Origin of the sequence: Hyphomonas atlantica corrig., from assembly GCF_017795365.1 — a bacterium.
In the GTDB taxonomy this organism is placed as follows: Bacteria; Pseudomonadota; Alphaproteobacteria; order Caulobacterales; family Hyphomonadaceae; genus Hyphomonas; species Hyphomonas atlantica.
The window spans coordinates 297,061-319,225 of record NZ_CP051254.1 but is presented as its reverse complement, the minus strand read 5'-3'; the positions used below and the strand labels follow the sequence as shown (position 1 = coordinate 319,225).

At 59.1% G+C, this 22,165-nt stretch carries 19 protein-coding genes; 5 read left to right on the top strand and 14 right to left on the bottom strand.

Annotated features, from left to right (window positions below):
* Nucleotides 1-76: 76 nt before the first annotated feature.
* Nucleotides 77-547: a hypothetical protein gene (locus tag HF931_RS01520; protein ID WP_273241601.1), complete on the top strand. Its 471-nt coding sequence runs from the start codon at nucleotides 77-79 to the stop codon at nucleotides 545-547.
* Nucleotides 548-690: 143 nt separating this feature from the next.
* Here the strand turns inward: HF931_RS01520 and HF931_RS17130 are convergent, their stop codons facing one another.
* The 3 genes from HF931_RS17130 to HF931_RS01505 all read right to left on the bottom strand — a co-directional run bounded on the left by HF931_RS17130 (nucleotide 691) and on the right by HF931_RS01505 (nucleotide 3,075).
* Nucleotides 691-1,020 carry a type II toxin-antitoxin system PemK/MazF family toxin gene (locus HF931_RS17130; RefSeq protein WP_420537725.1) on the bottom strand — a complete coding sequence of 110 codons (330 nt, stop codon included), beginning with the start codon at nucleotides 1,018-1,020 and terminating at the stop codon, nucleotides 691-693.
* Between the two features lie 237 nt (nucleotides 1,021-1,257).
* Nucleotides 1,258-2,031, bottom strand: a complete 774-nt coding sequence (locus tag HF931_RS01510) for a hypothetical protein (protein ID WP_273241599.1) — start codon at nucleotides 2,029-2,031, stop codon at nucleotides 1,258-1,260.
* Nucleotides 2,032-2,118: 87 nt separating this feature from the next.
* The gene (locus tag HF931_RS01505) at nucleotides 2,119-3,075 is read right to left on the bottom strand and encodes an IS1595 family transposase (protein WP_273241598.1); all 957 of its coding nucleotides are present in this window, start codon (nucleotides 3,073-3,075) and stop codon (nucleotides 2,119-2,121) included.
* Between the two features lie 97 nt (nucleotides 3,076-3,172).
* Between HF931_RS01505 and HF931_RS17125 the strand changes: the two genes are divergently transcribed.
* Nucleotides 3,173-3,451 (top strand): DUF6471 domain-containing protein, encoded by a 279-nt coding sequence (locus HF931_RS17125; protein ID WP_420537718.1) that lies wholly within the window; start codon nucleotides 3,173-3,175, stop codon nucleotides 3,449-3,451.
* A 38-nt stretch (nucleotides 3,452-3,489) separates the two neighbouring features.
* On the opposite strand, the gene HF931_RS01500 is transcribed toward HF931_RS17125, so the two are convergent.
* Complete coding sequence (locus HF931_RS01500) at nucleotides 3,490-4,365, bottom strand: Ntn hydrolase family protein (RefSeq protein WP_273241597.1); 876 nt, start codon at nucleotides 4,363-4,365, stop codon at nucleotides 3,490-3,492.
* Nucleotides 4,366-4,747: 382 nt separating this feature from the next.
* On the opposite strand from HF931_RS01500, the gene HF931_RS01495 reads away from it, so the two are divergent.
* Entirely contained in the window at nucleotides 4,748-5,086 is a 339-nt protein-coding gene (locus HF931_RS01495; RefSeq protein ID WP_273241595.1) for a hypothetical protein, read from the top strand.
* A gap of 3 nt (nucleotides 5,087-5,089) precedes the next feature.
* On the opposite strand, the gene HF931_RS01490 is transcribed toward HF931_RS01495, so the two are convergent.
* Nucleotides 5,090-8,551, bottom strand: coding sequence for an indolepyruvate ferredoxin oxidoreductase family protein (locus HF931_RS01490; RefSeq protein ID WP_420537717.1), 3,462 nt, complete (start codon nucleotides 8,549-8,551; stop codon nucleotides 5,090-5,092).
* A 128-nt stretch (nucleotides 8,552-8,679) separates the two neighbouring features.
* Here HF931_RS01490 and HF931_RS01485 point away from each other — a divergent pair, with 128 nt between their 5' ends.
* Nucleotides 8,680-9,180: an Lrp/AsnC family transcriptional regulator gene (locus HF931_RS01485; RefSeq protein WP_035554470.1), complete on the top strand. Its 501-nt coding sequence runs from the start codon at nucleotides 8,680-8,682 to the stop codon at nucleotides 9,178-9,180.
* Between the two features lie 31 nt (nucleotides 9,181-9,211).
* Nucleotides 9,212-10,315 (top strand): serine hydrolase domain-containing protein, encoded by a 1,104-nt coding sequence (locus HF931_RS01480; RefSeq protein ID WP_273241593.1) that lies wholly within the window; start codon nucleotides 9,212-9,214, stop codon nucleotides 10,313-10,315.
* On the opposite strand, the gene HF931_RS01475 is transcribed toward HF931_RS01480, so the two are convergent.
* The 9 genes from HF931_RS01475 to HF931_RS01435 form a co-directional block, all read right to left on the bottom strand.
* Complete coding sequence (locus tag HF931_RS01475) at nucleotides 10,312-11,382, bottom strand: DUF2332 domain-containing protein (RefSeq protein ID WP_273241592.1); 1,071 nt, start codon at nucleotides 11,380-11,382, stop codon at nucleotides 10,312-10,314. The genes HF931_RS01480 and HF931_RS01475 overlap by 4 nt on opposite strands.
* A gap of 9 nt (nucleotides 11,383-11,391) precedes the next feature.
* Nucleotides 11,392-12,573 carry a thiolase family protein gene (locus HF931_RS01470; RefSeq protein ID WP_273241591.1) on the bottom strand — a complete coding sequence of 394 codons (1,182 nt, stop codon included), beginning with the start codon at nucleotides 12,571-12,573 and terminating at the stop codon, nucleotides 11,392-11,394.
* 124 nt (nucleotides 12,574-12,697) lie between these two features.
* The gene (locus HF931_RS01465; protein WP_035554476.1) at nucleotides 12,698-13,060 is read right to left on the bottom strand and encodes a DUF1801 domain-containing protein; all 363 of its coding nucleotides are present in this window, start codon (nucleotides 13,058-13,060) and stop codon (nucleotides 12,698-12,700) included.
* Between the two features lie 10 nt (nucleotides 13,061-13,070).
* On the bottom strand, nucleotides 13,071-13,310 hold the full coding sequence (locus tag HF931_RS01460; RefSeq protein ID WP_051602847.1) for a dodecin family protein: 240 nt from the start codon (nucleotides 13,308-13,310) through the stop codon (nucleotides 13,071-13,073).
* Between the two features lie 95 nt (nucleotides 13,311-13,405).
* Nucleotides 13,406-13,774 carry a PilZ domain-containing protein gene (locus HF931_RS01455; RefSeq protein ID WP_035554478.1) on the bottom strand — a complete coding sequence of 123 codons (369 nt, stop codon included), beginning with the start codon at nucleotides 13,772-13,774 and terminating at the stop codon, nucleotides 13,406-13,408.
* A gap of 109 nt (nucleotides 13,775-13,883) precedes the next feature.
* On the bottom strand, nucleotides 13,884-16,106 hold the full coding sequence (locus HF931_RS01450; protein WP_273241590.1) for a M13 family metallopeptidase: 2,223 nt from the start codon (nucleotides 16,104-16,106) through the stop codon (nucleotides 13,884-13,886).
* A 72-nt stretch (nucleotides 16,107-16,178) separates the two neighbouring features.
* Nucleotides 16,179-19,400, bottom strand: coding sequence for an efflux RND transporter permease subunit (locus tag HF931_RS01445; RefSeq protein ID WP_273241589.1), 3,222 nt, complete (start codon nucleotides 19,398-19,400; stop codon nucleotides 16,179-16,181).
* Nucleotides 19,397-20,662, bottom strand: coding sequence for an efflux RND transporter periplasmic adaptor subunit (locus tag HF931_RS01440; protein WP_273241587.1), 1,266 nt, complete (start codon nucleotides 20,660-20,662; stop codon nucleotides 19,397-19,399). Before HF931_RS01440 ends, HF931_RS01445 begins: the two co-directional genes overlap by 4 nt.
* 17 nt (nucleotides 20,663-20,679) lie before the next feature.
* Nucleotides 20,680-21,987, bottom strand: coding sequence for an efflux transporter outer membrane subunit (locus tag HF931_RS01435; protein WP_273241586.1), 1,308 nt, complete (start codon nucleotides 21,985-21,987; stop codon nucleotides 20,680-20,682).
* Nucleotides 21,988-22,165 lie beyond the last annotated feature (178 nt).

The window sequence follows — 22,165 nt, the reverse complement described above, 5'->3', positions numbered from 1 at the left end:
CAAACGCGGCATTATGGAGCAGACTCACCATAAATGGTGACTTGATTTCCCTCACCTTTTATGGTGATAGTCCGTCATGGAACAAGAAATCAAATACGACCGCCCTAACACCGTGTCTGGCCTCACGGCCAAGCACAAAGAGCTTACCCAGCTTCGCGACTGGCACAAAGCCGAGATCAAGCGGCTAAATGCTGGAATAGATCAGATTGCGGCGGTCATCACGTTGTTTGACCCGTCCGCTGAAACGGAGGCCGCTAAGGAATTTGCGGAAAAGAGGAAACCAGCACGCCGAACCGGTATAAAGCGCTTTCTTCTAGCTAAATTGCGCGAAGCTTCCGAGCCGATGACCTCTCGCCAGCTTGCCGAACTATGGGCGCGGGAGTGTGACATGGGCGACGACCGCCAAACCATCAACAAAGTTCGAAGTAGCATCACCTACGCGATAAAGGACTCTATAAAGCAGGGGCTCGTTGAGTGCGCGGGCCAGACGACTGACCACGGGGCATACGGGCCTTACAAGCTGTGGAAAATCTCAAACCCCGAATGACAAAAGGCCCAGCCGAAGCTGGGCCTATAGAACTCAGGAAACTTGTTATCGTTGCCCAAGGTGCCTCCGAAGAGGACTTACGCCCGATACCGAAGCAGAGCGGGGACCACCCATATATGAGCGCTCTGAATCTTAAGATCAAGCTAAATCCCCAGACCAGCACGAACGCATTCCTTCACAATTTCGAGATCTTCGTCCGAGAGTTTGGGATATACGTACCTTCGCCTTCCGGATTGATCACGACCATTGTGCAGTGGGCTCAAGCGGTGGAATCCTACCGTATTGACCATGTCGCCCTTTACCCAATGTTCGGCAGCCTCATAGGGAATTGGAAGGAGGGGATCGAAACTTATTTTGTGGTGGTAGGGCATCTTCCGGTCAGGCGCAGTGGTGCTAAGCGGCACCACTGCGCACAAGCCATCGCGCTTCCGGAGCCTTGGCGAAATAACGATAACGGCCCGCTTCTTCAGCATCTCGGGCGCTTTGAAACCTGGCTCAAATCTGCATTGCAGAATGGTGCCAACTTTTGGGTGTGTTGTGAGTGCCAATTGCCCGGCCTGCTTGTATTTATTGGACTTAGAACTGCCTTCGCGATAGTGTGAGGTTTCGATAGAGCCGGGGGCTTTCGCCCCCGACCCCTGACACCCTCACGGTGCCTGCCGACCCGGACGAGACGCGACCTCAACCGAGCCGGGATTATATAGGGGAGGTCATTCGTCGGCCTCCCCGTCAATTTTGTCATCATCCGCCAAAATTGCTTTATCGATTTCAAGCTTGCGAATGAGTGTGTCGATCTCTTTCGGCCCGATCTGGCCGGTTACGATAATCTCAAAAGTCGCGCCTTTTGAGAGCATCCCTTGCGTAAGCATTCGTTGCATACCTGTTGCCTCCGTACTGCGATACGGGGCGCGCGATGCGGGCCGAGATCTAGCCTCATCTGAGCCTACACTCGGCTGGGCAGCGGCCCCCGGTGCAGGAGATTCTTCTACTATTTCTTCGGAAGGAACAGTAAATTCGTTCGCCCCTTCCTGTTTCAGAAATTGGCAAGTTGCATCGTAAGACGAGTAAATCCGTTCAATCGCATGAGGCAGAAAATTTTCGCGGATTAGGTATGCAGTTGCCGCATCCTCGGACGGCACCACACCGGCACCAAATCGGGATCGCAACAATTGGAAAGCAGAAGGCATATAAGCGGCACGCTGGAGCGCTTCGCGCTTTTTGCTTTCATCGAGCGGATGCAAAATATCCAACGCGAGCCGAGAAACGCGAACTTCGCCTTTCCCTACGGGCTCGAACAGCCCGTATTGAGTGATCGATCCAATTGTCTTGTCGGACGTTCCGCTTCGCCCGCTATATCCAATGTGCTTAGCGGCAACCTCCCGATCAAGGGGCGCGTCCCGATCTAACTCGTAGGCGCGACCCGCCCGGCTGATTGCCTCAGGCAACGAAATGTTGGGGTAGTTTGGACTGCGTTGACGCGACATATCGAATCTCCTTGCCATACTTCATAGCACAAGAAATCATTCTGGCAACAGTAATGGCTAGCACCTAGCCCGCTAGCCTTTTCTTAGCTAGCCTTTTTGCCAGTACCCGCGCCATGCTACTGACTTTGGAGCTGAAGTGGACGCGGCCACTATCATAGTGAATTGATTGCCGTTCGACGTACGGCGAGCGTCTTCACGCCACGCCATTTCGCTAGCGTATGCAGCGAGGTATTTGCCTGCGATGTGGTGGTGAATGCCAATCTCAGCGCGGCGAACGCGACTGAAGAAACTCTCAGCCTGATTGGTGCAAGCGCCGTCAGCAGAGTAAGCCTGCTGGTGATTGATCCGCTTTATCGGGAAGTGAGCGGCGAGCTTGTCCCAATGCGAAGCCTCGTCAGCGTGGACAGTCGCGCCAGCTGCAACGTTTGCTTTGGCGGCAGCGACGCCTTCCGCTTCAGATACGCCCACATGCGTCAGGGTACGTCCGCCACGCTCACGCATGACAACAACAACCTGGCGCTTGCCGGACCGGTGGATCTTCTTGCGGCGATCCTTGCGATCCTCGCGCTTGTTTGCGGGCTTCACATAGCCACCGAAGTAAGCGCCATCGACCTCAACGTCACCGCTGAGAGCGCCAGCATCGCGGGCAAGCCCTATCGCTTCGCGGCATTTGTGGAGCAGCACGAAGGCCGTCTTGTAATCAATATCCAGATCACGGGAAAGTTGGAGGGCGGAGTACCCTTTCGCGCCATTCGTGAAGATGGCGATTGCGCCAAGAATGTCGCGGATGCTCAGCTTGCGGCTGTGAAAGATGGTGCCGCTTGTCAGGCTGAACTGCTTTGAGCAGCCCTTGCACTTCCAGACGGGGCGGCTCTTGAGGTTGTAGTGTTCAAGGCAGCCGCATTCAGGGCAGACCGGCTCACCGTCCGTATCCGCCCAACGGATCATGCGGAAGGCTTTCTCGGCATCCTGATCCGACATGCGGAGGATTTTCGCCAGTGAAAGCGTCTTTGCTGCGGGAGAGAGAAGGAAGTGCTGAGCCATTTTGTAATCACCATATTTGGTGAGTTTAATATGGCCATTTACGGAATCGCCGTCAAGTGGTATTTTCACCGAAAATGGTGATTTGTTTGGAGCCGTTATGACTGCCACGAAATCTAGACCGCCTAAGCGAAAGAGCACTTCCGAGAAGGCCGCATTGGTCAACGCCGAGTATGAAAACAACGCGAAGGAGTTGCTACGTGCTGCTATGGTCAGATCTAAGGTTAGCTATGAAGAGCTAGCAGAGCGAATAAACTCTATGGGAATAGAGATAACGGCTCGCGGGCTTGAGAATAAGATCAGCCGAGGGAGCTTTTCGGCAGCGTTTTTCCTCCAATGCGCTGACGCCTTGGAATTTAAAGTCAACCTCGATTCTTAGATTTGGGAGCGGTCGAGCTATCTTGCTTGATGAGTAGATTAGGGGCCTTCTTCCTCAGTAGACCTGCGGGAGCTGGCGCGGTCAGCGGACGCTTGGTCTGTAGTAGCGCTGCGGCCATCTTCTTCGTTTCGTCTGGCAAGTTCATCGACATAGTTCTGGATTCCCGCGTGCGCTTTAGCTAGCGCCTTTTTCTCATCCCGGACAAGCTTATCGTACTCTTTGTTTAGCGTTTCCAATATCTCGTTATTTAGATATTGGAATGAGCCTGGCTCAGATCCAATCATGAAGAAATCTGTTCGCTCTCCAACCCCAGGGGCCAACTCTGCACGGCGTTTCGCGGCATACGTTCTAAACAAGGTGTCGGACATAGAGTCGAAGCGTGAATGCGCAGCCAGCATGAAATCCGATTCAGCGTGCCTAGAGCCACTTCCTATCGCTGCAAAACCTATTTGGTCGCTACATATTACATCTCCGTCCAACACCTTGTAGAGGTGTGCTCCGAAATCATCGACGCCGCAAATAATTGTCGTGCAATACGGCACCTGAAACGCAAGCATCTCTTTAGCGATATCGTTGACCAGATTCGGCGCCAGAGATGACTGATTTGCTAGGTACGCCGGATAATCAAGCCCCAATGGAACAAGAATTTGTTCCTCTATTCGCTTGTTGCGCAACAAGCTCCTGTGCCGAGAATAAGCATAGGCAATTTCTCGTACCTCCAGCCATCCAACATTCTCGTCTTGAAGCCGCAAACTAATTTCTTTGCTAAGCTCGGCGAGGACCTCTGCTTGAAACGCGGCATCACCAGAGGTCATCGCAACGATAGACGTGGTGAGGCGATTGATCTTAGGCCGCGACGGCTGAAACTGGATATCTCCGGCCGTCAGCATTTGATCCGCAGCACCAAAAATCATGTTTCCGCATAGGGCGGCTACGCAGACAGTCACGGGCTCCTCCAAAGTATCACTAACACCACTTTTAAACTGAAGCGTTAAAGGAAGCCAACCTGTAAGTGGTTTTAGGCGCCTATTCAAAGCCGCCCCCAGTCTTCACCATAAATGGTGAGTCTGCTCCATAATGCCGGACAAACGGCGAGCCCGTTGGATCCCCCTCTGTCTCCCCCTTTTCAAGGGGGAGAACGCCAATCGCACCTCTGATCAAATTCACTGTCTGGGTTCCTCCCCCTGAAAGGGGGAGGGCAGGTGGGGGTCCGGCGCGCAATGAGCTGACCAAACCGTAACCTCGCTTCAACAATCCTCTGGTTTAACATGGCGCAAGCCTTGAGGAGATTTCGCCATGCCTGTCCTTCGTTTTGCGCTTGTTGCGGGCATGATTGCCACCCTGCCAGCTTGTCTTGCCACCAAGATCGTCACCGTGCCTGTCGGCGTGGCGGGCGATGTGGTCGAGGGCACGGCCAAGGGCGCCTACAAGGTCGGCTCCGGCGTGGTGAGCGCCACCGGCGACGCGCTGGACGGGCCGGAACGCGACGTGAAGCTGACCGTCAAGGTGAAGAAATTCAGTGGCGGCACAAAGACCTATACGCGCACGGTCGAGTCCGATGACATCGAGAAGACGCTCGAAAAGCTCGGCAAGAAAGGCACGATCATTGATGTGCGGGTGGACGAAGTAGACTAGGGTCTACTCCGCCGCCGCGATCAGCGTGGTCTTTGCCTTGGGCATTGTGCCGTCCGGCCAGCCTTTCCAGAGGTCTGCCTCTTTCGCCTTGGCAAGTTCAACGGCCGCTTCCTTGACGTGGCCATAGCCGCGGATCTCGTCCGGGATTTCGGCGAGCGCGATGGCCAGGGCATGGTTTTGTGCGGAGAGTTCCTGCGCCATGCGGGCAAGCCCGGCGAGATAATCATCGCGTAGCTGGCGCTCCATCCGGCGTTCTTCGGTGTAGCCGAACAGATCAAACCGCGTGCCGCGCAGGCCCTTGAATTTCGCCATCAGCTTGAAGACGCGGAACATCCACGGGCCGAAATGCTTCTTCTTCAGATGGCCTTCGGCATCCTTCTTGGCGAGGATCGGCGGGGCCAGCATGAGGCGCATCTTGCCGCCCTTGAACTGGCTGGCGACATAGTCGGCGAACTTGCCATCCGTGTAGAGACGGGCGACTTCGTATTCATCCTTGTAGGCCATCAGCTTGTAGGCATAGGTGGCGGCGGCTCGGGTCAGTTTCTCACCCAATCCTGCGGCATGCTCCGCAGCGCGGACCTGCGCCACGATGCTGCGGTATTTTTCCGCATAGGCGGCGTCCTGATAGGCGGTCAGGCGGCTGGCCCGATCCTCGATCAGCTCGTCGAGGGTTTTCTCCTCGATATGGCCGCGCGGGTCCGTCTGGGGCAGAAGACGGTCCGGGTCAGCGGCGGCGATGCGGCCAATGTTGAAGGCGGACATGTTGTCTTCCACCTTCGTGCCGTTCAGGCGGATCGCGCGATAGAGCGCCCGCAGGCTGATCGGGACCTGGCCTTTCTGCCAGGCGTATCCGACCATGATCATGTTCGTATAGATCGCATCGTGGAGGTAGCCGACAGCCAGCGCCTCGGCATCAAATGCGCCGAAGTCACGGGCCTGACGCTTCACGCGCGCGGCCAGGAGGTCGCTCTCGAAACGCTTTGACCGGTCCCGGATGAACTCGCTGGTCGGGGTGACGTCAGAATTCGCATAGGCGGCGGTGCGGCCGACATCCATCAAATTCAGCGCGTCCCCGCCCGCCGCCACGACAAGGTCGCAGGCAATGATCAGGTCTGCGCTGGCCGGCGGAACCTTGCCGGTGGAGATCATCTCCGGCTCTTTCGCGAAGCGGATATGGCTGAGCACCGGGCCGCCCTTCTGGGCAAGGCCGGTCATGTCCAGGCTGGAGGCGGCGTTGCCATCCACATGCGCGGCCATTGCCAGCACGGCGGCGACGGTGGTGACGCCCGTACCGCCAACGCCAGTGAACAGCACGTTCCACGGCTCCGACAGTCCCGGCGTTTCTGGCAGGGGCAAGCCCGCATCGTCAAACTCCGGACGAGGTTGGTCCTGCCAGGCCGGCTCGCCATCCTGAATGGTCACGAAGCTCGGGCAGAAGCCCCGCAGGCAGGACAGGTCCGTGTTACAGGTTGACTGGTTGATCCGGCGCTTGCGGCCAAGTTCGGTCTCGACCGGCTCAACCGACAGGCAGTTCGATTTGATCGAACAATCACCACAGCCTTCGCAGACTTCGGTATTGATCACGACGCGCGTGCGGTCCGGTGCGCGCAGGCCGCGCTTGGAGCGGCGACGTTTTTCCGTGGCGCAGATTTGGTCGTAGATCATGACGGAGACGCCCGGCGTTTCGCGCAACATCTTCTGGACCTCGTCCAGCTCCTCGCGGTCGTAGATCTTCACGCGGCGCGGAATGTGTTTGACGTTGGCGTAACGGGTCGGATCTTCGGTGACGATGACAATGGTTTCGACACCTTCGGCTTCGACCTGCTGGGCAATCTGGGCCGGGGTCTGGCCGGATTCCACATGCTGGCCGCCGGTCATGGCGACGGCGTCGTTATACAGAATCTTGTAGGTCATGTTCGCGCCGGAGGTGACCGCGGCGCGGATGGCAAGGCTGCCGGAATGGGAGTAGGTGCCGTCGCCGAGATTGACGAAGACGTGCGGCTCGTCCGTCGCCCAGTGCTGGCCGACCCAGGCGATGCCTTCGCCGCCCATCTGGCTGGTCATGTCGGTTTTCCGGTCTGGCATGAAATTCGCCATATAGTGACAGCCAATACCTGCCAGCGCGCGCGAGCCTTCCGGCACGACGGTGGAGGAATTGTGCGGGCAGCCGGAACAATAGTGCGGTGTGCGGAGGGTTGCCGTCGCATTGGTGCGTGCGGCTTCCCCGGCGCGGCCGATGCGGTCGAAATAGGCCTTGGCCCGTGAGGTATCCCAGCCTTCCGGCAGAATCTTCATCAGTGTTTCGGCCATTTCCGGGATGGAGATGGAGGCAATGTCGGAGAGGAGGGGGCGGCCTTCGCGGTCGCGCTTGCCTTCCACCGCCGGGCGCTGGCCATCTGGCAGGTCATACAGCACAGAGCGCAACTGGTCTTCGATCAGCGGGCGCTTGTGTTCGATCACGACCACGCGTTCCAGACCTTTGCAGAACGCCCGGATCCCTTCCGGTTCCAGCGGCCACGGCATGGCCACCTTGTACACGGAGAGACCCAGGCGTCCTGCATCCTGCGGTGACAGGCCGAGCGCCGCGAGTGCCTCGAACACATCGCGGGCAGCTTGTCCCGTCACGACAACACCGACACGGGGTTTCGGCGAAGGCAGGATGACCTGGTCCAGCTTGTTGGCGCGCACATAGGCTTGCGCAGCGGGCAGCTTCACCTGACGCAGGCGGCGTTCCTTGTCGAGCGGGCTGTCGCCGCGCCGCAAATGCACGCCGTCTTCCGGCAATTGGAAGTCGGGCTGGATGAAATTGAAGCGGTCGAGATCGACGCTGACGACCGAACCGGAATCCATCGTGTCAGCGAGGGCTACGAGGCCGGTCCATGCGCCGGAAAAGCGGCTCATCGCCCAGCCATGAATGCCGTAATCCAGCACATCCTGGATCGAGGCCGGGTTGAGGACGGGGATTTCGGCGTCCGCCATGGCGTATTCTGACTGCGAGGGAAGAGTCGAAGACTTGCAATTATGGTCGTCGCCGATGATCGCCAGCACACCGCCATGATCGGAGGCGCCGGCAGCGTTGGCATGTTTGAACACGTCACCTGTGCGGTCGACACCCGGGGCCTTGCCGTACCAGATGCCGAACAGGCCATCATATTTTGCGCCGGGGAACAGGCCGAGCTGCTGGCTGCCCCAGACGGCAGTTGCGCCAAGGTCTTCGTTCAGGCCTTCCCAGAACTTGATATCGTGCGCGTCGAGCCATTTTTGCGCGGCACGCAATTGCTGGTCGTAGCCGCCCAGCGGCGAGCCGCGATACCCGGAAATGAAGCCGGCCGTGTTCAGATTCTGACGCAGATCGAGACGTTTGCGATCAAGTGGTAGGCGGACCAGCGCCTGAATGCCGGTCATGAACGCTTTTCCCTCGACAAGCTTGTATTTGTCGTCCAGCGTAACTTCACGATGTTGCATGATATGCCTATGAAATGAGGGTTTAGGCATATTATTGGGTAAATTAAGTGAAATTGCTTGCCTATCTTGCGCGATATTTGCTATTGCGGGGTTAAATTTACCAAGATACGCAAGAAAGTGAGCAAAGATTGCCCCAAGAACTAGATGCCGTCGACGCGCGAATCCTGGACATTGTTCAGCATGACGCCGGCCTGTCCGTTGCCGAGATCGCCGACCGCGTAGGCCTGTCTTCATCACCCTGCTGGCGCCGCATCAAGCGCATGGAAGAGGCTGGCTTCATCACGGGCCGGGTGACCCTTCTGGACAATTCCTCGCTCGGGCTCAACTTTGAAGTGATGGCCAGCGTCAAACTGGCGCTGCCGAGCCGGGAAAACCTTGATGCGTTCGAGCAAATGGTTCAGGCGTGGCCCGAAGTGATCGAGTGCATGACCGTGACGGGCGCGGTGGACTACATGATCCACATCATCACGACAGACATGCACGCCTATGACAATTTCCTGCGGGACAATCTGCTCGGCTCGGCGCTGGTGTCAGATGTTCAGTCCCGCATCGTAATTCGCGTTGCAAAACGCACAACGGCGCTGCCGCTGGACCTGGTTGAGGATATCAAGAAACCGACCTCAGCCTGATTGGCGGTGCGCGCATGCGGAGGTGCGCGACATGCTGAAATGCCTGGTCACATTCTTGTTTGCGCTGGCATTGGCGATGCCTGCCTGGAGCGAATCGATGTCGCCCGAAGACCTGACTGCGAAGCTCGAAACGGTGCGCGACAAGGCGGGTCTGGTCGCGCTTGGCGCAGTGGTTGCGGATGTGGATGGGCAGATCCTTGCGCTCGCCGTGACGGGCGATCGCGTCCGGGGCAAGGGGGACGCAGCGCGGCCGGATGATGCTTGGCATATCGGCTCCAATACCAAGATGCTGACCGGTTTGCTTTATGGGCGTCTCGTTGAGCGAGGGGAGGCGAGATGGGGCGCGACGCTGCCGGAATTGCTGCCGGACCTGACCGATGAAATGGATGCGGCGTGGTCGGACATCACAATTGAAGACCTGTTGGCGCATCGCAGCGGGATGGCCGCCAATCCGGGCGTGACCTGGTTCCTGACCAGCCGGGCGTCTTCAAACACGGTGGAGGCGCAACGGACCAGCTTGGCAAGGGCTGCACTCGCCAAACCGCCCAAGACCGAGCCGGGCAGCTTCACCTATTCCAATTACGGATACATGGTGGCCGGCGCGGCGCTGGACCGTATCGCTGAGCGCATGGGGCATGAGAATTACGAATCCCTGTTCCTGGCAGAGCTGGTTCCGTCTGGCGAGGGATGGGGCTTTGGTCCGCCGCCAGAGGGCATTGAAGGCCACCGGAAAGGCCTGTTCGGCGGGCTGAAGGGGCAGGGCGCTGGTCTGGATGCGGACAATCCGCCTGCGCTGGCCCCGGCGGGCACGTTGCATGTACCATTGGAGGCGCATGCACGGTTGCTCAGCAGTTTCCTGACGCCGGATGAAACAGAAGCGAAGCTGCTCATGCCCTATCCGGACGAGGCGTCAGACTATGCACTGGGCTGGGGCGTGGTTCCCGACAGTCCATCTGGCGCTGCGCTTGGGCACAGCGGGTCAAACACGATGTGGTTGTCTACGGTGAGGCTCTACCCGGATGCAGGAGTGGTCGTGATCGTCAACACGAACAGTTTCAGCGAAAAGGGCGTGCAGGCCCTGAATGGTCTGGCAGAGGATCTCGCAGCGGCCTATGGCGCAGCCCCGCAGGACTAGTCGCCCACAACGTCAATATAGGTGACGTGACCATCTGATTCGTTCAGTGTACGTGCGCTGCCATCCGGCCAACTCTGAAGCCGTGTCTGCATGCGCGGGGACGTGCGATCGCCTCCGAACAGGGATTCTGGTTCGAAACATAGCCAGGCGAGCGGCGCGTCTGCCGTGGCCGCCGCGCCTGCCTCCTCGATCAGCCGCATGATGCGGGCGATGTCTTCCTTGGGCGGATAGACGAGGAAAACGGAGTGATAAACGACGGTCAGCCCTTCCGCCGGGCGGTTTGCCAGGCGGTCTGCCAGCCAGTCGATTGCGTCGGCCTGTTCGATGCGCACGCCTCTCTGGCGGGCAAGTTCGGCAGCGGCATCGAGCCGCGCGAGACGCCCAGCCTGGTCCGGCCAGGTATAGGATTTCAGGCGCAGATAGGCGGCTTCATCAGACACATCTATCGGGTTCAGATCGCATCCAGCGCGGGATTGGATCAGGGGCGCAGCTTCAAGGTGGGCAGGCACGGGGCCATTCCAGACGGTGGAAATGGTAACATCGCTGGGGCCGGGCTTTTGCCATGTGCCGCCATCATAGGTGAACCGATCCCAATTCTGGTTCAGGCCCGCGCTGGCGCCCAGTTCCAGCAGGTGCATGGGCATGCGAAATTTGGTGGCCAGCTCCAGAAAGCCGGGCAGAAGCGCGATGGACCGGCGCGTTTCATTCGTCTGCGGAGGGCTCTTCAGATAGGTGCGCGCATCCTCCGGATAGTTCTCCAGCCACGTTCTCGCCTCTCGCCAGACCGTATCCATGTTCCAGTCAGGTGACGCGGCGGGATAGGCGGCAGCGAGCGCCTTCGCCGTACCTGTCAGGACGGCGTGATGCAGGTACCCGGTCAGGCGCAGGCCGAGCGCATCCTTGCGGGGATTGCCGCTCCAGTCGCCGCAAATGTCTGCAACGGGGCCGCCTGCGTCGAAATCGTCTGCAAACCGCCGGAGCAGCGCAGCGGTAAACGGTGACCCCAGATCCTCGCACCAGCGCGCCTGCTCGGCGAAATGGTCGAGGATCCGGGTTTCATCCAGCATATTGCCGCCCTAGTAGCGTTCCAGCGCCATGGCGATGCCTTCGCCGCCGCCGATACAGAGGCTGGCCATACCCTTCTTCAGGCCGCGATCTTCCATCGCGGCCAGCAGGGTGACGATCAGGCGTGCGCCAGAAGCGCCGATTGGGTGGCCCATGGCACAGGCGCCGCCATTCACGTTCAGCTTCTCGTGGGGAATGCCCAGCTCTTTCATCGCGATCATCGGAACCACGGCGAAAGCTTCGTTCACTTCCCAGAGTTCAACTTCGTCGATGCTCCAGCCAGCCTTTTCGAGCGCCTTTTTCATGGCGGGCACGGGCGCGGTGGTGAAGTATTCTGGCTCATGCGCATGGCTGGACGAGGAGACGATCTTGGCGAGCGGCTCGAGGCCGCGCTTCTTCGCTTCGGATTCGCGCATCAGCACCAGCGCTGCCGCACCATCGGAAATGGCGGAGGCGTTGGCCGCGGTCACTGTGCCGTCTTTCGAGAACGCCGGACGCAGGCTCGGGATCTTGTCCGGGCGGGCTGTGCGGGGCAGTTCGTCAGTGTCGACAACCGTCTCGCCCTTGCGGGACTTGATCGTGACCGGGGCAATCTCGCGCTTGAACTTGCCGTTTGCTGTCGCTTCCTGGGCCCGCTTCAGCGTTTCCAGCGCGTAGGCGTCCTGTTGCTCGCGGGTAAACTGGTACTCTCCGGCAATCATGTCGGCGAACTCGCCCATGGGGCCGCCCTTGTAAGCATCAGACAAGCCGTCCAGCGCCATATGATCCTGAGCGGCCATGGTGCCGTATTTGTGGCCCTTGCGGACCTGCATCAGGTGCGGGGCGTTGGTCATGGATTCCATGCCGCCAGCGATCACGATGCTCGCATCGCCTGCGAGAATGGCATTGCGCGCCATGACAGCGGCCTGCATGCCGGAACCGCACATCTTGTTGATTGTGGTGGCTTCAAGGCCCTTGTCCTGACCGGCTTTGAACCCGGCCTGACGGGCAGGGGCCTGTCCCTGGCCGGCAGGAAGGCAGTTGCCCATGATAATTTCATTGGCTTCGCCGGGGGCGAGCTTGGCTTCGCTGACGGCCTTCTCGATCGCGATGGCGCCCAGTTCGCTGGCTGTCAGGCCAGCAAGGTCGCCGAGCAAACCACCCATGGGCGTGCGGCCCATACCGACGATAACGACGGGATCTTGATCAGACATGGAGTTTCCTTCCGGTTCGGTTTTTTGCAGTTGCGAACACAAAGCGCTTCCGGGCCGGACTCGTCAAGAGGATCGCGAAGACGTGGTGTTCGACGGATATCAATTTTGCGAGATGGCGTTCCGGTCAGCGCACGCGTTGCGGGTTGGTTGCGTCCAGCCGGATTGCTTCGGCAACGATCTGCTTCACTGTTTCATCAACGTCTTCGACCGACCGGACCTTTACATGCCGCAGGGCCTTGCCAGTGCCTTCGATGCGATCTGGCGATGTGTTGGTGAGCTGCGCGCCATAGAAAAGCTGCAGATTGCACCGGTCCTTGTACGCGGCGATCGAGAAGATTCGCTCATTCCCGCTCCAGCATGGAAAACCCCATGCCAGCTGGCAGGACAGGGCAGGGCCTGTCTGTTCGATCAGGGCCTTGAGCGCGTTTGCGATTTCGCGCTGTTGAGGCTCAAGGCCCTCGAACCAGGATTCAACGGTTTTTGCCAAATGGGCTGCGTTACTTCTTCTTGCGCTTGGCCTTGTCGTCAGCCTTCGGCGGCATGACTTCGAACGTCATCTGAAGATTGACGCGGTATTTGTCGATCTTGCCGTTCTTGATGGTGGTGTACATCTCGTTGACATAGGCCGAGGCCAGACCTTTGACCGTGGCGTCAAATCGCGTGACGGCAGTCTGAATCGCATCCTCGAAGGATTTGGTCGATTCCGACATGATCTGTTCTGATTTCATGATAGCCATTTTGCGTCCCTTTCCTTTGCGGAAAGGGCATTGAAGACCCTGAAATCAGGTTTGCCAAGGGATTCCGCCAAATTGGCGCGAAAGAGCTTGGGCGATCAGACCAGCTGAAAACCGGCCTCAGAGCCCTTTTGCCATACGACCCGGGCGGGGCCGACAATTCCAACGCCAATGGCGTTGAGTGTTACAAATTCGGGCATGCCCTCATTCGTGGGAAAGCGAAGGCGCACGCCTGTATCAGAATGATCCAGTACGATGCCGCGGCGCTTGTAGCCTGTGTCATAGACGACATTGGCCTCGCGATAGACCGATGCGCGCGCTGGTCGGGGCCGTTCGCGGGATGGGGCAACCATTCGCTCAACGCGCTCAGCCGCAGGGGCAGAGGCAGCAGATTTCTTCGATTTGAACAAATTGTTGAACATGTTTTTCCCAGACAGGATTTCTTCAAGAACACCGATGCAACCCATGTGCCAGTTTCGGCGCTAACACGGGTGTACCGGAAAAATCCTTCAGAACACGTAAATGGCGGCGCCCGCAGGCGCCGCCAACTGTAATAAAACCTACGGTTTACGAGATTTACCAGATCCGGATGCGTTGTTCCGGAGGCAGGTACATTTCGTTATCCTCGGTAACGTTGAAAGCGTCATACCATTCGGCGAGGTTACGAACCACGCCATTCACGCGGTAGACCGGCGGAGAGTGTGGGTCGGTCAGCAATTGGCGACGCGTGGCTTCCTCACGGTATTTGGAGCGCCAGACCTGTGCCCAGGACAGGAAGAAGCGTTGATCGCCGGTCAGGCCGTCGATCACGGGCGCTTCCTCTTCTGCGCTGATTGTGCCGTCGCCATCGGTGTCCAGGCTCAGCTTGTAGGCCTTGTAGGCCATGGAGAGGCCGCCCAGGTCGCCGATGTTTTCGCCGAGGGTCAGGGAGCCGTTGACGCAGGTTTCGCCCTCGTCCAGCGGGCAGAGCGCGTTGTACTGTTCAACCAGCGCACCGGTCTTGGCCTTGAAATTGGCCTCGTCTTCGGCGGTCCACCAGTTCCGCAGCGTGCCATTTCCATCAGATTTGGCGCCCTGATCATCAAACCCGTGACCGATTTCATGACCGATCACGCCGCCAATGGCACCATAATTCACGGCAGGATCTGCCGTCAGGTTGAAGAAGGGAGGCTGAAGGATTGCGGCCGGGAACACGATCTCGTTGCGGTTCGGCGAATAATACGCGTTGACCGTTTGCGGCAGCATGAACCATTCGGTGCGGTCAATCGGCTGGCCGAGCTGGGAGATCATGTCCTTCCAGGCCCAGTCATTGACGGCCATATTGTTCGCAAACGCGTCCGGGCCGACATTCAACTGTTCATAGGTCTCGAAATTCTCGGGATAGCCGATCTTCGGTGTGAACTTCGCGAGCTTGTCACGTGCCTCGACCTTGGTTTCCTCGCCCATCCATTCGATCTCGTCGAGATTGCTGTTCATGGCCAGGCGCAGATTGGCGACGAGTTCGTCCATGGCCGCCTTGTTCTCGGCAGGGAAGAAGCGGTCCGCATATACTTTGCCAACAGCTTCACCGACGGAGCCTTCGACGGTGGACACGGCACGCTTCCAGCGCTCACGCTGTTCTTCCGCGCCGCCAAGGGTCTTGCCGTAGAATTCGAAGGTCGCCTCATCGAGGCGCTTGGGCAGCACATCGGCATGGTCGATCAGGAAGTGCGCGGCAAGGTAAGCCTGCCAGTCTTCGAGAGGTGCCGTCTGCATGATCTCGAACAGGCCGGCAATGCCGCCGCCCGAAACCTTCTCGACCTGTTCCGGCGTCAGGCCGTTCTCCTCGATTTCTTCCGCTGTTGGCGTAACCTGACGTACGACGAACTCGTCTTCGCCGTTCAGGCCGAGATCCATCAGCATGGTTGCAAGCGGGAAGTCTCCGGCCAGGGCTTCAAGCTCGGCGCGGGTCATCTTGTTGTAGGTGAGGTTGCGATTGCGGCCAGCTGCGCGGTCCCAATGCGCCTCGGCCATGCGGGTCTCGAGCGCGATGACGCGATCGGCGGCCGCCTCGGGATCGTCGTAACCAGCCTCAGTCAGAAGCGTGGCCAGCATGGTCTTGTAAGCTGCGCGGATCTCGAGATTCTTCTCGCTATCTGTCAGATAATAATCGCGGTCTCCGATGCCGAGTCCGGATTGCGTGACATAGAAGATGTACTGGTCGGTCTGTTTGGAATCGACATCGACCCAGCCCGCAATCGGGGAGGAGTACCCAGTGGCGGCAAACAGCTTGGCGAGGTCTTCGCGGCTGGACAGGCCTTCAATCTTGCTGAGGTATGGCGTGGCAGGCGCCAGACCGGCGGCCTCAATCCCGCTTGTGTCCATATAGGCGTTGTATACGGACGCAACCTTGCCTTCGAGCGTGGATGGATCAGGCTCGGCTTCAGCAAGTTCCTGGATAATATTCAGGACGCGCTGCTCGGACTTTTCTGCCAGCAAGGTGAAGGCACCGTACCGTGTGCGGTCGCTCGGGATGACAAAGCTGTCGAGCCATTTGCCGTTTGCGTATGTGTAGAAATCATCGCCCGGATCAACTGTCTCGTCGCGAAGGGTCAGGTCGACCCCCCAATCGCCCCAATAATCAGCGGCAGACAGTTCCAGCCCTTCGGGCGTCACATATTTTCCGTCTGCGTTGGGTGTTGTTGCAGATGTGGATGTCGCCTCCGTTGCCTCGGCGGGAGTGGCGGTTTCTTCCTGAGCGGCCGGGCCGCATGCTGCGAGCAGGGCAATCGATGCGGCCCCGAGCATGAGTTTCTTCATCAAGGTCTCTCCAATAAAAGGATGCGGCCCAGCGCGCATGCGGCCAGGCCCGTATCCAAGATTGATCCCAGTCTATTCGGCTGGGGCCGCGTGGCCAAGGGTGCTATCGCGGCTGGTTCCGATCAGTTCATCTTCGTCAATGGTGACCTGACCACTATAGGTTTCGCCAATTTGGCGGAAAGGCTTGCCGCCCCATGTCCACCGGAACACGCGCCCAATCTCCACGCCTACGGCATACAGGGTCGGAACCATGAGCAGGGAGACAAACAGGGCAAAGGCAACGGCAGAGCCAAGCGACACGACCATCGGTTTCAGGAATTGTGCCTGAACAGACTTTTCCGCAATCAGGGGCAGGATGCCGACGAATGTCGTGACTGATGTCAGCAGGATCGGACGGAACCGCGAGACGCCGCCATCGACCAGGGCCTGCACCGCGCCTGCGCCTTCGTCGCGTCGGCGGTTCACATAATCGATCAGCACGAGGTTGTCGTTGATCACGACGCCTGCCGCCGCAGCGATGCCAAAGAAGGAGAACATCGCCATAGGCGTATTAAAGGCCCACAACCCAAAGACCGCACCAGCATATGCGAAGGGCAGGGCCATCATCAGCAGGAGCGGCTGGGCATAGGAACGGAACGCGACGGCCAGCAGGATATACATCGTGCCAATGGCGATCAGGATAAGGCGACCGATTTCGCTGAAGAATTTCTGTTCTTCCTCAAAGCCGCCCGCTTCGCCGCGTTGCACATCCGGGAACTGGCGTGCGAAATCAGGCCAGAATTCCTCTTCCATGGCGGACATGATCTGACCGCGCCCGCCTTCGCCCATCACTTCGGAATAGACGGATACGGAACGTGTGCGGTTGCGCCGGACAATGCGGTTGATGCCGGGGGCATAATTGAACTCTGCGACCTGGGTGATGGGGATTTCGCGGCCGTCAGATGTCCGGATGCGAAGTGTGTCGATGCTGTCGAGATCTTCCCGAGCCGATTCCGGCAGGCGCACCATGACGCGCACGTCTTCCCCGTCTCGTGGCAGGCGCTGAACCTCTTCACCATAATAAGCCTGTCGGAGCTGGTCTGACACATCGGCTAGCGTGATGCCCAGTGTTTCGGCGCCGGGCTTCAGCGAGATACGGATCTCTTCTGCTGCGGACGAGAGATTGTCCCCGATGTCGTAGGTGTTGGAATAGGTCGCAAGCTGCGCCTTCACGGCTGCGGCGGCTTCCCTCAGGCGGTCAAGATCATTGTGGTTCAAGGCAAAGCGAACGCCGCTCTGTTCATCATTGAACGTGAAGTCGAAGCTGATTTCCTCGGCATCCTGAATTTCGCCGACATAGTTGCGCATCTGCTCGGAAATGTCCTTTGAGCGCACGCCCTGCGGACGTTCTTCCGGTGGCAGCAGGCCGACCCATGCCTGCACCCGACCATCCGCGGCAACAACAGAGGCGTCGGTGACAAGCCCGCCTTCAATGTCCGGATACTTCGCATCCGTGACTTCCTTGGTCTTCTTGATACCGGCCTGTAGCTGGTCCCGAATCTGGATGAGGCGGGAATAGGGGGTGCCGTCCGGCATATCGATGTCGACCTGAATGAGGTCAGCCTCGATTTCCGGCATGAATTTGAACGGCACGATGCCCTTTCCGGAGACCTGTGTCGCAAGGAAGAACAGGCAGAAGAAAAAGACCACGGTCGCATATCGGAACCGGATCGCCAGTTCGAGCACGGGTTTGTAGATGTTGTTCGCAAACCAGAGCAAACTGTCCGCAATGCGACGCTGGATTTTCAGAAAGCGCCCCGACGGCCCGTCAAACTTCTGCTGCTTCATGTGCGCCAGATGGCTCGGCAGGATCAGCATGCATTCGATAATCGAGAAGATCAGCGCTGCGACAACCACGAAGGTGATCTGCTGCGTGAACATGCGGGTCGGGCCTGTAATGAATGCCCAGGGCAGGAAGGCGATGATGGTGGTGAGAACACCGAAGATTACTGGTTTCAGGACCAGTTGGGTGCCAACAATGGCCGCATCGAGCCCTTCGCGTCGCCCGCTTTCGATCTCTCGGTGAATGTTTTCACCCACAATGATCGCGTCATCCACGATCACCCCGATCACCAGCAGCACGGCGAAGGTGGACAGGATGTTCCATGAGACGCCGAAATAGGGGAGGAGAAGAATGCCGCCGGCAAAGGCCGTCATGATTCCGATGGTCACCCACAGGGCAACAGTCGGCCGCAGGAAGAGGACCAGCACCAGCATCACGAGCACGGCGCCCATCATGGCGGATTCCGTGATCAAATCCATCCGCGCCTTGAATGCCTCGGAATCGTCCCAGAGAATGTCGATCTTCACGGCTTGCGGCAGGATACCGTTGGACGGGTCGTTGGCCTGCTCGATGTATTTCTTGAAATTGTCCGTATAGTCGACGATGTGCATCGTATCCGGCGAATGGATCATGACGAACGCTGTTGGGTCGCCATTGAACTGTGCGCTGAATTTGTCGGTAACGAATCCATCATCGATCTGAGCGACATCATCGACGCGGATCGTGCCGTCCTCGGTGGTCTGCCGGATGATGATGTTGCCGAACTGGTCAGCTGTATCGGCGAGCTGCCGCGCCGTGATCGACACATCACCTGTCGATGATTCAATGCGCCCACCCGATGAGTTCAGGGATGACCGGCGAATGGCATTCGCCACATCACTGAAGCTAAGACCATAGCGACGCAGGGCGTCTTCCGACACTTCAATATTGACCTGTTCTGAGATAACACCCTGCAATTGCGCCAACTCGCCGCCGGGAATATTCGCGATGTCGTCGCGCACATTGTCTGCGAGACGTTTCAGCGTGCGGGGGTCAACGTCGCCGTGAATGGCGATCCCCATGAAGGCATTGCGCTGCTCCCAGCGCTGAACCTGAGGTTCGAAGGCGGCTTGCGGAAGGTTGTTGATCTGGTCGACGCGGAGTTTCACCTCGTCGAGGAATTCCTGCATGTCGATATCGTCGCGGCCTTTGATATTGACCACGCCCATGCCTTCATTGGCGATGGATGTGATCCGGTCGAGGCCGTTGATGTCTGCAACGGCTTCTTCGATCCGCGTGACAATCTGTTCTTCAACGTCTTGAGGTGAGGCACCATTCCAGGAAACGGAAACCGATGCACCGGTGATGTTCACCACCGGGAACATTTCCTGTTCCATCTTGGTGTAACCGAACACTCCGCCGACGAAGGCGACGATCATCAGGAGGTTTGCGGCAACCGCGTTACGAGCAAACCAGGCGACAATGCTGCTCATTGCGCTGCTCCCTCACCGGTCGATGCCAGAGTTGGGGAATCGCCGGACATTGTCTCATCTGCCCGCTTGGGCTCGTAAACCTTGATCGTGCCATCTTCCATGCGCTGCATGACCGTAATGTTCATGCCGTCGAAGGGGGCCTGGATGGGACTGACAATGGCCAACTCGCCTGGCTCGGCACCGGAGGCGATATAGGCACCATCGGCATCTGAATAGATCAGGTCCACATTGCGGATGGACAGCTGGCCTTCATCCGGAAGGCCGATGAACAGGCGGTCCTGTCCGCGCAGGGCACCGCGTGGCGCGACCAGCACATCGTTCAGGGTTTCGCCCTGCACCGTGGCACTGACGAACAGGCCGGGGGCCATTGGCGCATCACCATCCGCACCCGCACCATAGGGATCCTGAAGTTCGGCAATCACATTGATCTGACGGGTCTGGGAGTTCACCGCCGCAGCCGTCCGGACAACCTGACCGTGCCATTCACGTTCCACACCGCCAACAGTTGCGCGGAAGGTGACATCCGGGCCCGGCTTCTCCTTCGTTGAGCTGAAGGCAAGTGGCAGGCCAAGGCGGCCCATTTCGGCGTCCTTCAGAGGCAGGGCAACTTCGACAACGTCATTGGCAAAGATCTGGCCCAGGGACTGACCGACTGACACAACTTGTCCGATGTCCACATTGCGTTCCCGCACGCGGCCAGCAAACGGCGCATAGACGGCGGTCCGGTCAAGCGCGAGCTGGGCATCTTTCAGTTGTGCCTTGGCAGATTCGAGTGACGCGCGGGCTTCGGCCAGCTGCGGCTCGCGCCGGGCCAGGGGAGAGGCGTCCGCGATGCCGAGATCCAGAATGTCCTGACGGGCGAGTTCGGCCTCCGCTTCTTCGCGGGCAAGTGCCTGCTCGGCGCTGGCGACAGAAGACTGCGCGCGGACAACTGCAAGCTCATAATCCGCCGCTTCGACACGTACCAGAAGCTGGCCCTTGTTGATGAAGCCGCCATCGATGAAGTCTGGCGAGACATATGAAATGCGACCGGATATCTGCGGTGCGACAATGATTTCGCGGCGCGGCTTCACTTCGCCTTGGGATTCCACGACCAGCGTCAGATCCGTCCGGCGAACGGGTTCGGCAAAAACGTTGAGCCCGCCGCGCGCCTCTTCAGCCTTTTCCGGCTCCGGCTGGATGGCGGACAAGGCGATCATGCCGCCGACACCGACCACGGCGAGGATGCCGATTGGCAGCAGAACTGAAATGACGCGTCCCATAGTTTATTCTCCTGCCGCTATTCTGCGGCGTTATCTTGAGGGGCTTGTGTTGGAGTTGCGGCGGTTTGCACGGGGAGACCGCCGCCGAGGGCGAGGTGATAGGAAATCCGGTTCGAGGCACGTGACGCGCGGGCGGCCACGAGCTGGCTTTCAGACGTCAGCCTGCGGGTTTGGGCATCGATCAGGTTGAAGATGGTGATCGTGCCGCTTGTATATTGGCGCTCGGCCAGCTCTTCGGCCAGACGCGCTTCTTCCAGCGCGCGAAGCAGGGCATCTTCCTGCTGGGCGATATACGTATCCGCCGCGATGGCATCTTCCACTTCACCCCATGCCGTCAGCGCCGCATTTGCGTAATTGGCGATGGCAGATTCGGCTTGGGCGATGGCGGTGTCGCGCTGCGCATCCAGGCGACCACCGGTGAACAAAGGCTGGATCAGGCTAGCGACTACGCGCGCGGCGATGCGTTCAGGGTCTACCATGTCAGCGAATTCGGATTCGCTGGTCGAGAACGTCCCCGTCAGGCGAAGGGAAGGGCGCAGCGCAAGCCGCGCCTGTTCAGCCCGCAGGCCGGCGGCGACGACGCTGGCTTCGGCGCTGGCGACGTCCGGACGACGGGCCAGAAGGCGCATCGGATTGCTCTCAACGATCAGCGGGTCAAGCGCTGGCAATTCGGCAGTGGCCTCGATTTCAGTGGCCGGGTAGCGACCCAGCAGGATTTCAAGCCGGCGAGCGGCTTCTCCCGCCGCCTGGCGACGCTGGGCAATATCGGCCTCGGCGCCGGCGACGGTGCTGCGCGCGGTGCGGACATCCAACGCTTCGGCGAGGCCGCGCTGGAAGCGGCGCTCGGTCAGAATGCGAACGCGGTCCCGCGCTTCATAGGTCAGAACGGCGACGCGTTCCTGCGCGAGAGCAGCATTCAGATTGATCCAGGCGATAGCGGTTTGCGCGCTGATGGACAGTTCTGCGGCGGCGAGGTCGGCTTCGCTCGCGGCAAGGTCTGCTTCAGCGGCGGCGATGCCACGCCCGAGACGATTCCACAGATCGGCTTCCCAGCTGGCATCAAGGCCAAGCCCGTAAATGCCGTCGGTCGACCGCTCAAGATCGTTGCCGATCTCGAACGCGTTCGAGGTGACGCCGGTGCTGATCGAGCCGTCTACGCTGGGCAGGCGTTGTGAACGCGCCGTACGGATGGATGCTTCTGCGGCGCGCACAAGAGCGGCGCGGGATTCCAGGGTAGGACTGTTGGCGAGCGCCTCGCGGACAAGGCTTTCCATGATGGGGTCATCGAATTGCGACAGCCAATCACCTGTTGGCGCTGTGCCCACGACGCCGGTGCATCTGGCGCAACGGCAAAAATTTCCTCACGATTGCCGTCAGTTCCGGGCAAATTTGCCTGTGAAGATGCGCAAGCCGTCAGAATTGCCGAGCTGATAAGAAGAATTGATCGTGTCATGCCGTCGGCATCGCTCCCTGTTCTGGTTGTCGGATACGCCTGCCCTAGTC

What these genes read in the sequence shown, in the direction of transcription:
- HF931_RS01520 (WP_273241601.1), top strand. Translation starts at nt 77, where the DNA reads ATGGAACAAGAAATCAAATACGACCGCCCTAACACCGTGTCTGGCCTC.
- HF931_RS01445 (WP_273241589.1), bottom strand. Translation starts at nt 19,400, where the DNA reads ATGAGCAGCATTGTCGCCTGGTTTGCTCGTAACGCGGTTGCCGCAAAC.
- HF931_RS01480 (WP_273241593.1), top strand. Translation starts at nt 9,212, where the DNA reads ATGCTGAAATGCCTGGTCACATTCTTGTTTGCGCTGGCATTGGCGATG.
- HF931_RS01440 (WP_273241587.1), bottom strand. Translation starts at nt 20,662, where the DNA reads ATGGGACGCGTCATTTCAGTTCTGCTGCCAATCGGCATCCTCGCCGTG.
- HF931_RS17125 (WP_420537718.1), top strand. Translation starts at nt 3,173, where the DNA reads ATGACTGCCACGAAATCTAGACCGCCTAAGCGAAAGAGCACTTCCGAG.
- HF931_RS01490 (WP_420537717.1), bottom strand. Translation starts at nt 8,551, where the DNA reads ATGCAACATCGTGAAGTTACGCTGGACGACAAATACAAGCTTGTCGAG.
- HF931_RS01460 (WP_051602847.1), bottom strand. Translation starts at nt 13,310, where the DNA reads ATGGCTATCATGAAATCAGAACAGATCATGTCGGAATCGACCAAATCC.
- HF931_RS01495 (WP_273241595.1), top strand. Translation starts at nt 4,748, where the DNA reads ATGCCTGTCCTTCGTTTTGCGCTTGTTGCGGGCATGATTGCCACCCTG.
- HF931_RS01455 (WP_035554478.1), bottom strand. Translation starts at nt 13,774, where the DNA reads ATGGGTTGCATCGGTGTTCTTGAAGAAATCCTGTCTGGGAAAAACATG.
- HF931_RS01510 (WP_273241599.1), bottom strand. Translation starts at nt 2,031, where the DNA reads ATGTCGCGTCAACGCAGTCCAAACTACCCCAACATTTCGTTGCCTGAG.
- HF931_RS01475 (WP_273241592.1), bottom strand. Translation starts at nt 11,382, where the DNA reads ATGCTGGATGAAACCCGGATCCTCGACCATTTCGCCGAGCAGGCGCGC.
- HF931_RS17130 (WP_420537725.1), bottom strand. Translation starts at nt 1,020, where the DNA reads ATGCTGAAGAAGCGGGCCGTTATCGTTATTTCGCCAAGGCTCCGGAAG.
- HF931_RS01470 (WP_273241591.1), bottom strand. Translation starts at nt 12,573, where the DNA reads ATGTCTGATCAAGATCCCGTCGTTATCGTCGGTATGGGCCGCACGCCC.
- HF931_RS01505 (WP_273241598.1), bottom strand. Translation starts at nt 3,075, where the DNA reads ATGGCTCAGCACTTCCTTCTCTCTCCCGCAGCAAAGACGCTTTCACTG.
- HF931_RS01450 (WP_273241590.1), bottom strand. Translation starts at nt 16,106, where the DNA reads ATGAAGAAACTCATGCTCGGGGCCGCATCGATTGCCCTGCTCGCAGCA.
- HF931_RS01500 (WP_273241597.1), bottom strand. Translation starts at nt 4,365, where the DNA reads ATGATTTTTGGTGCTGCGGATCAAATGCTGACGGCCGGAGATATCCAG.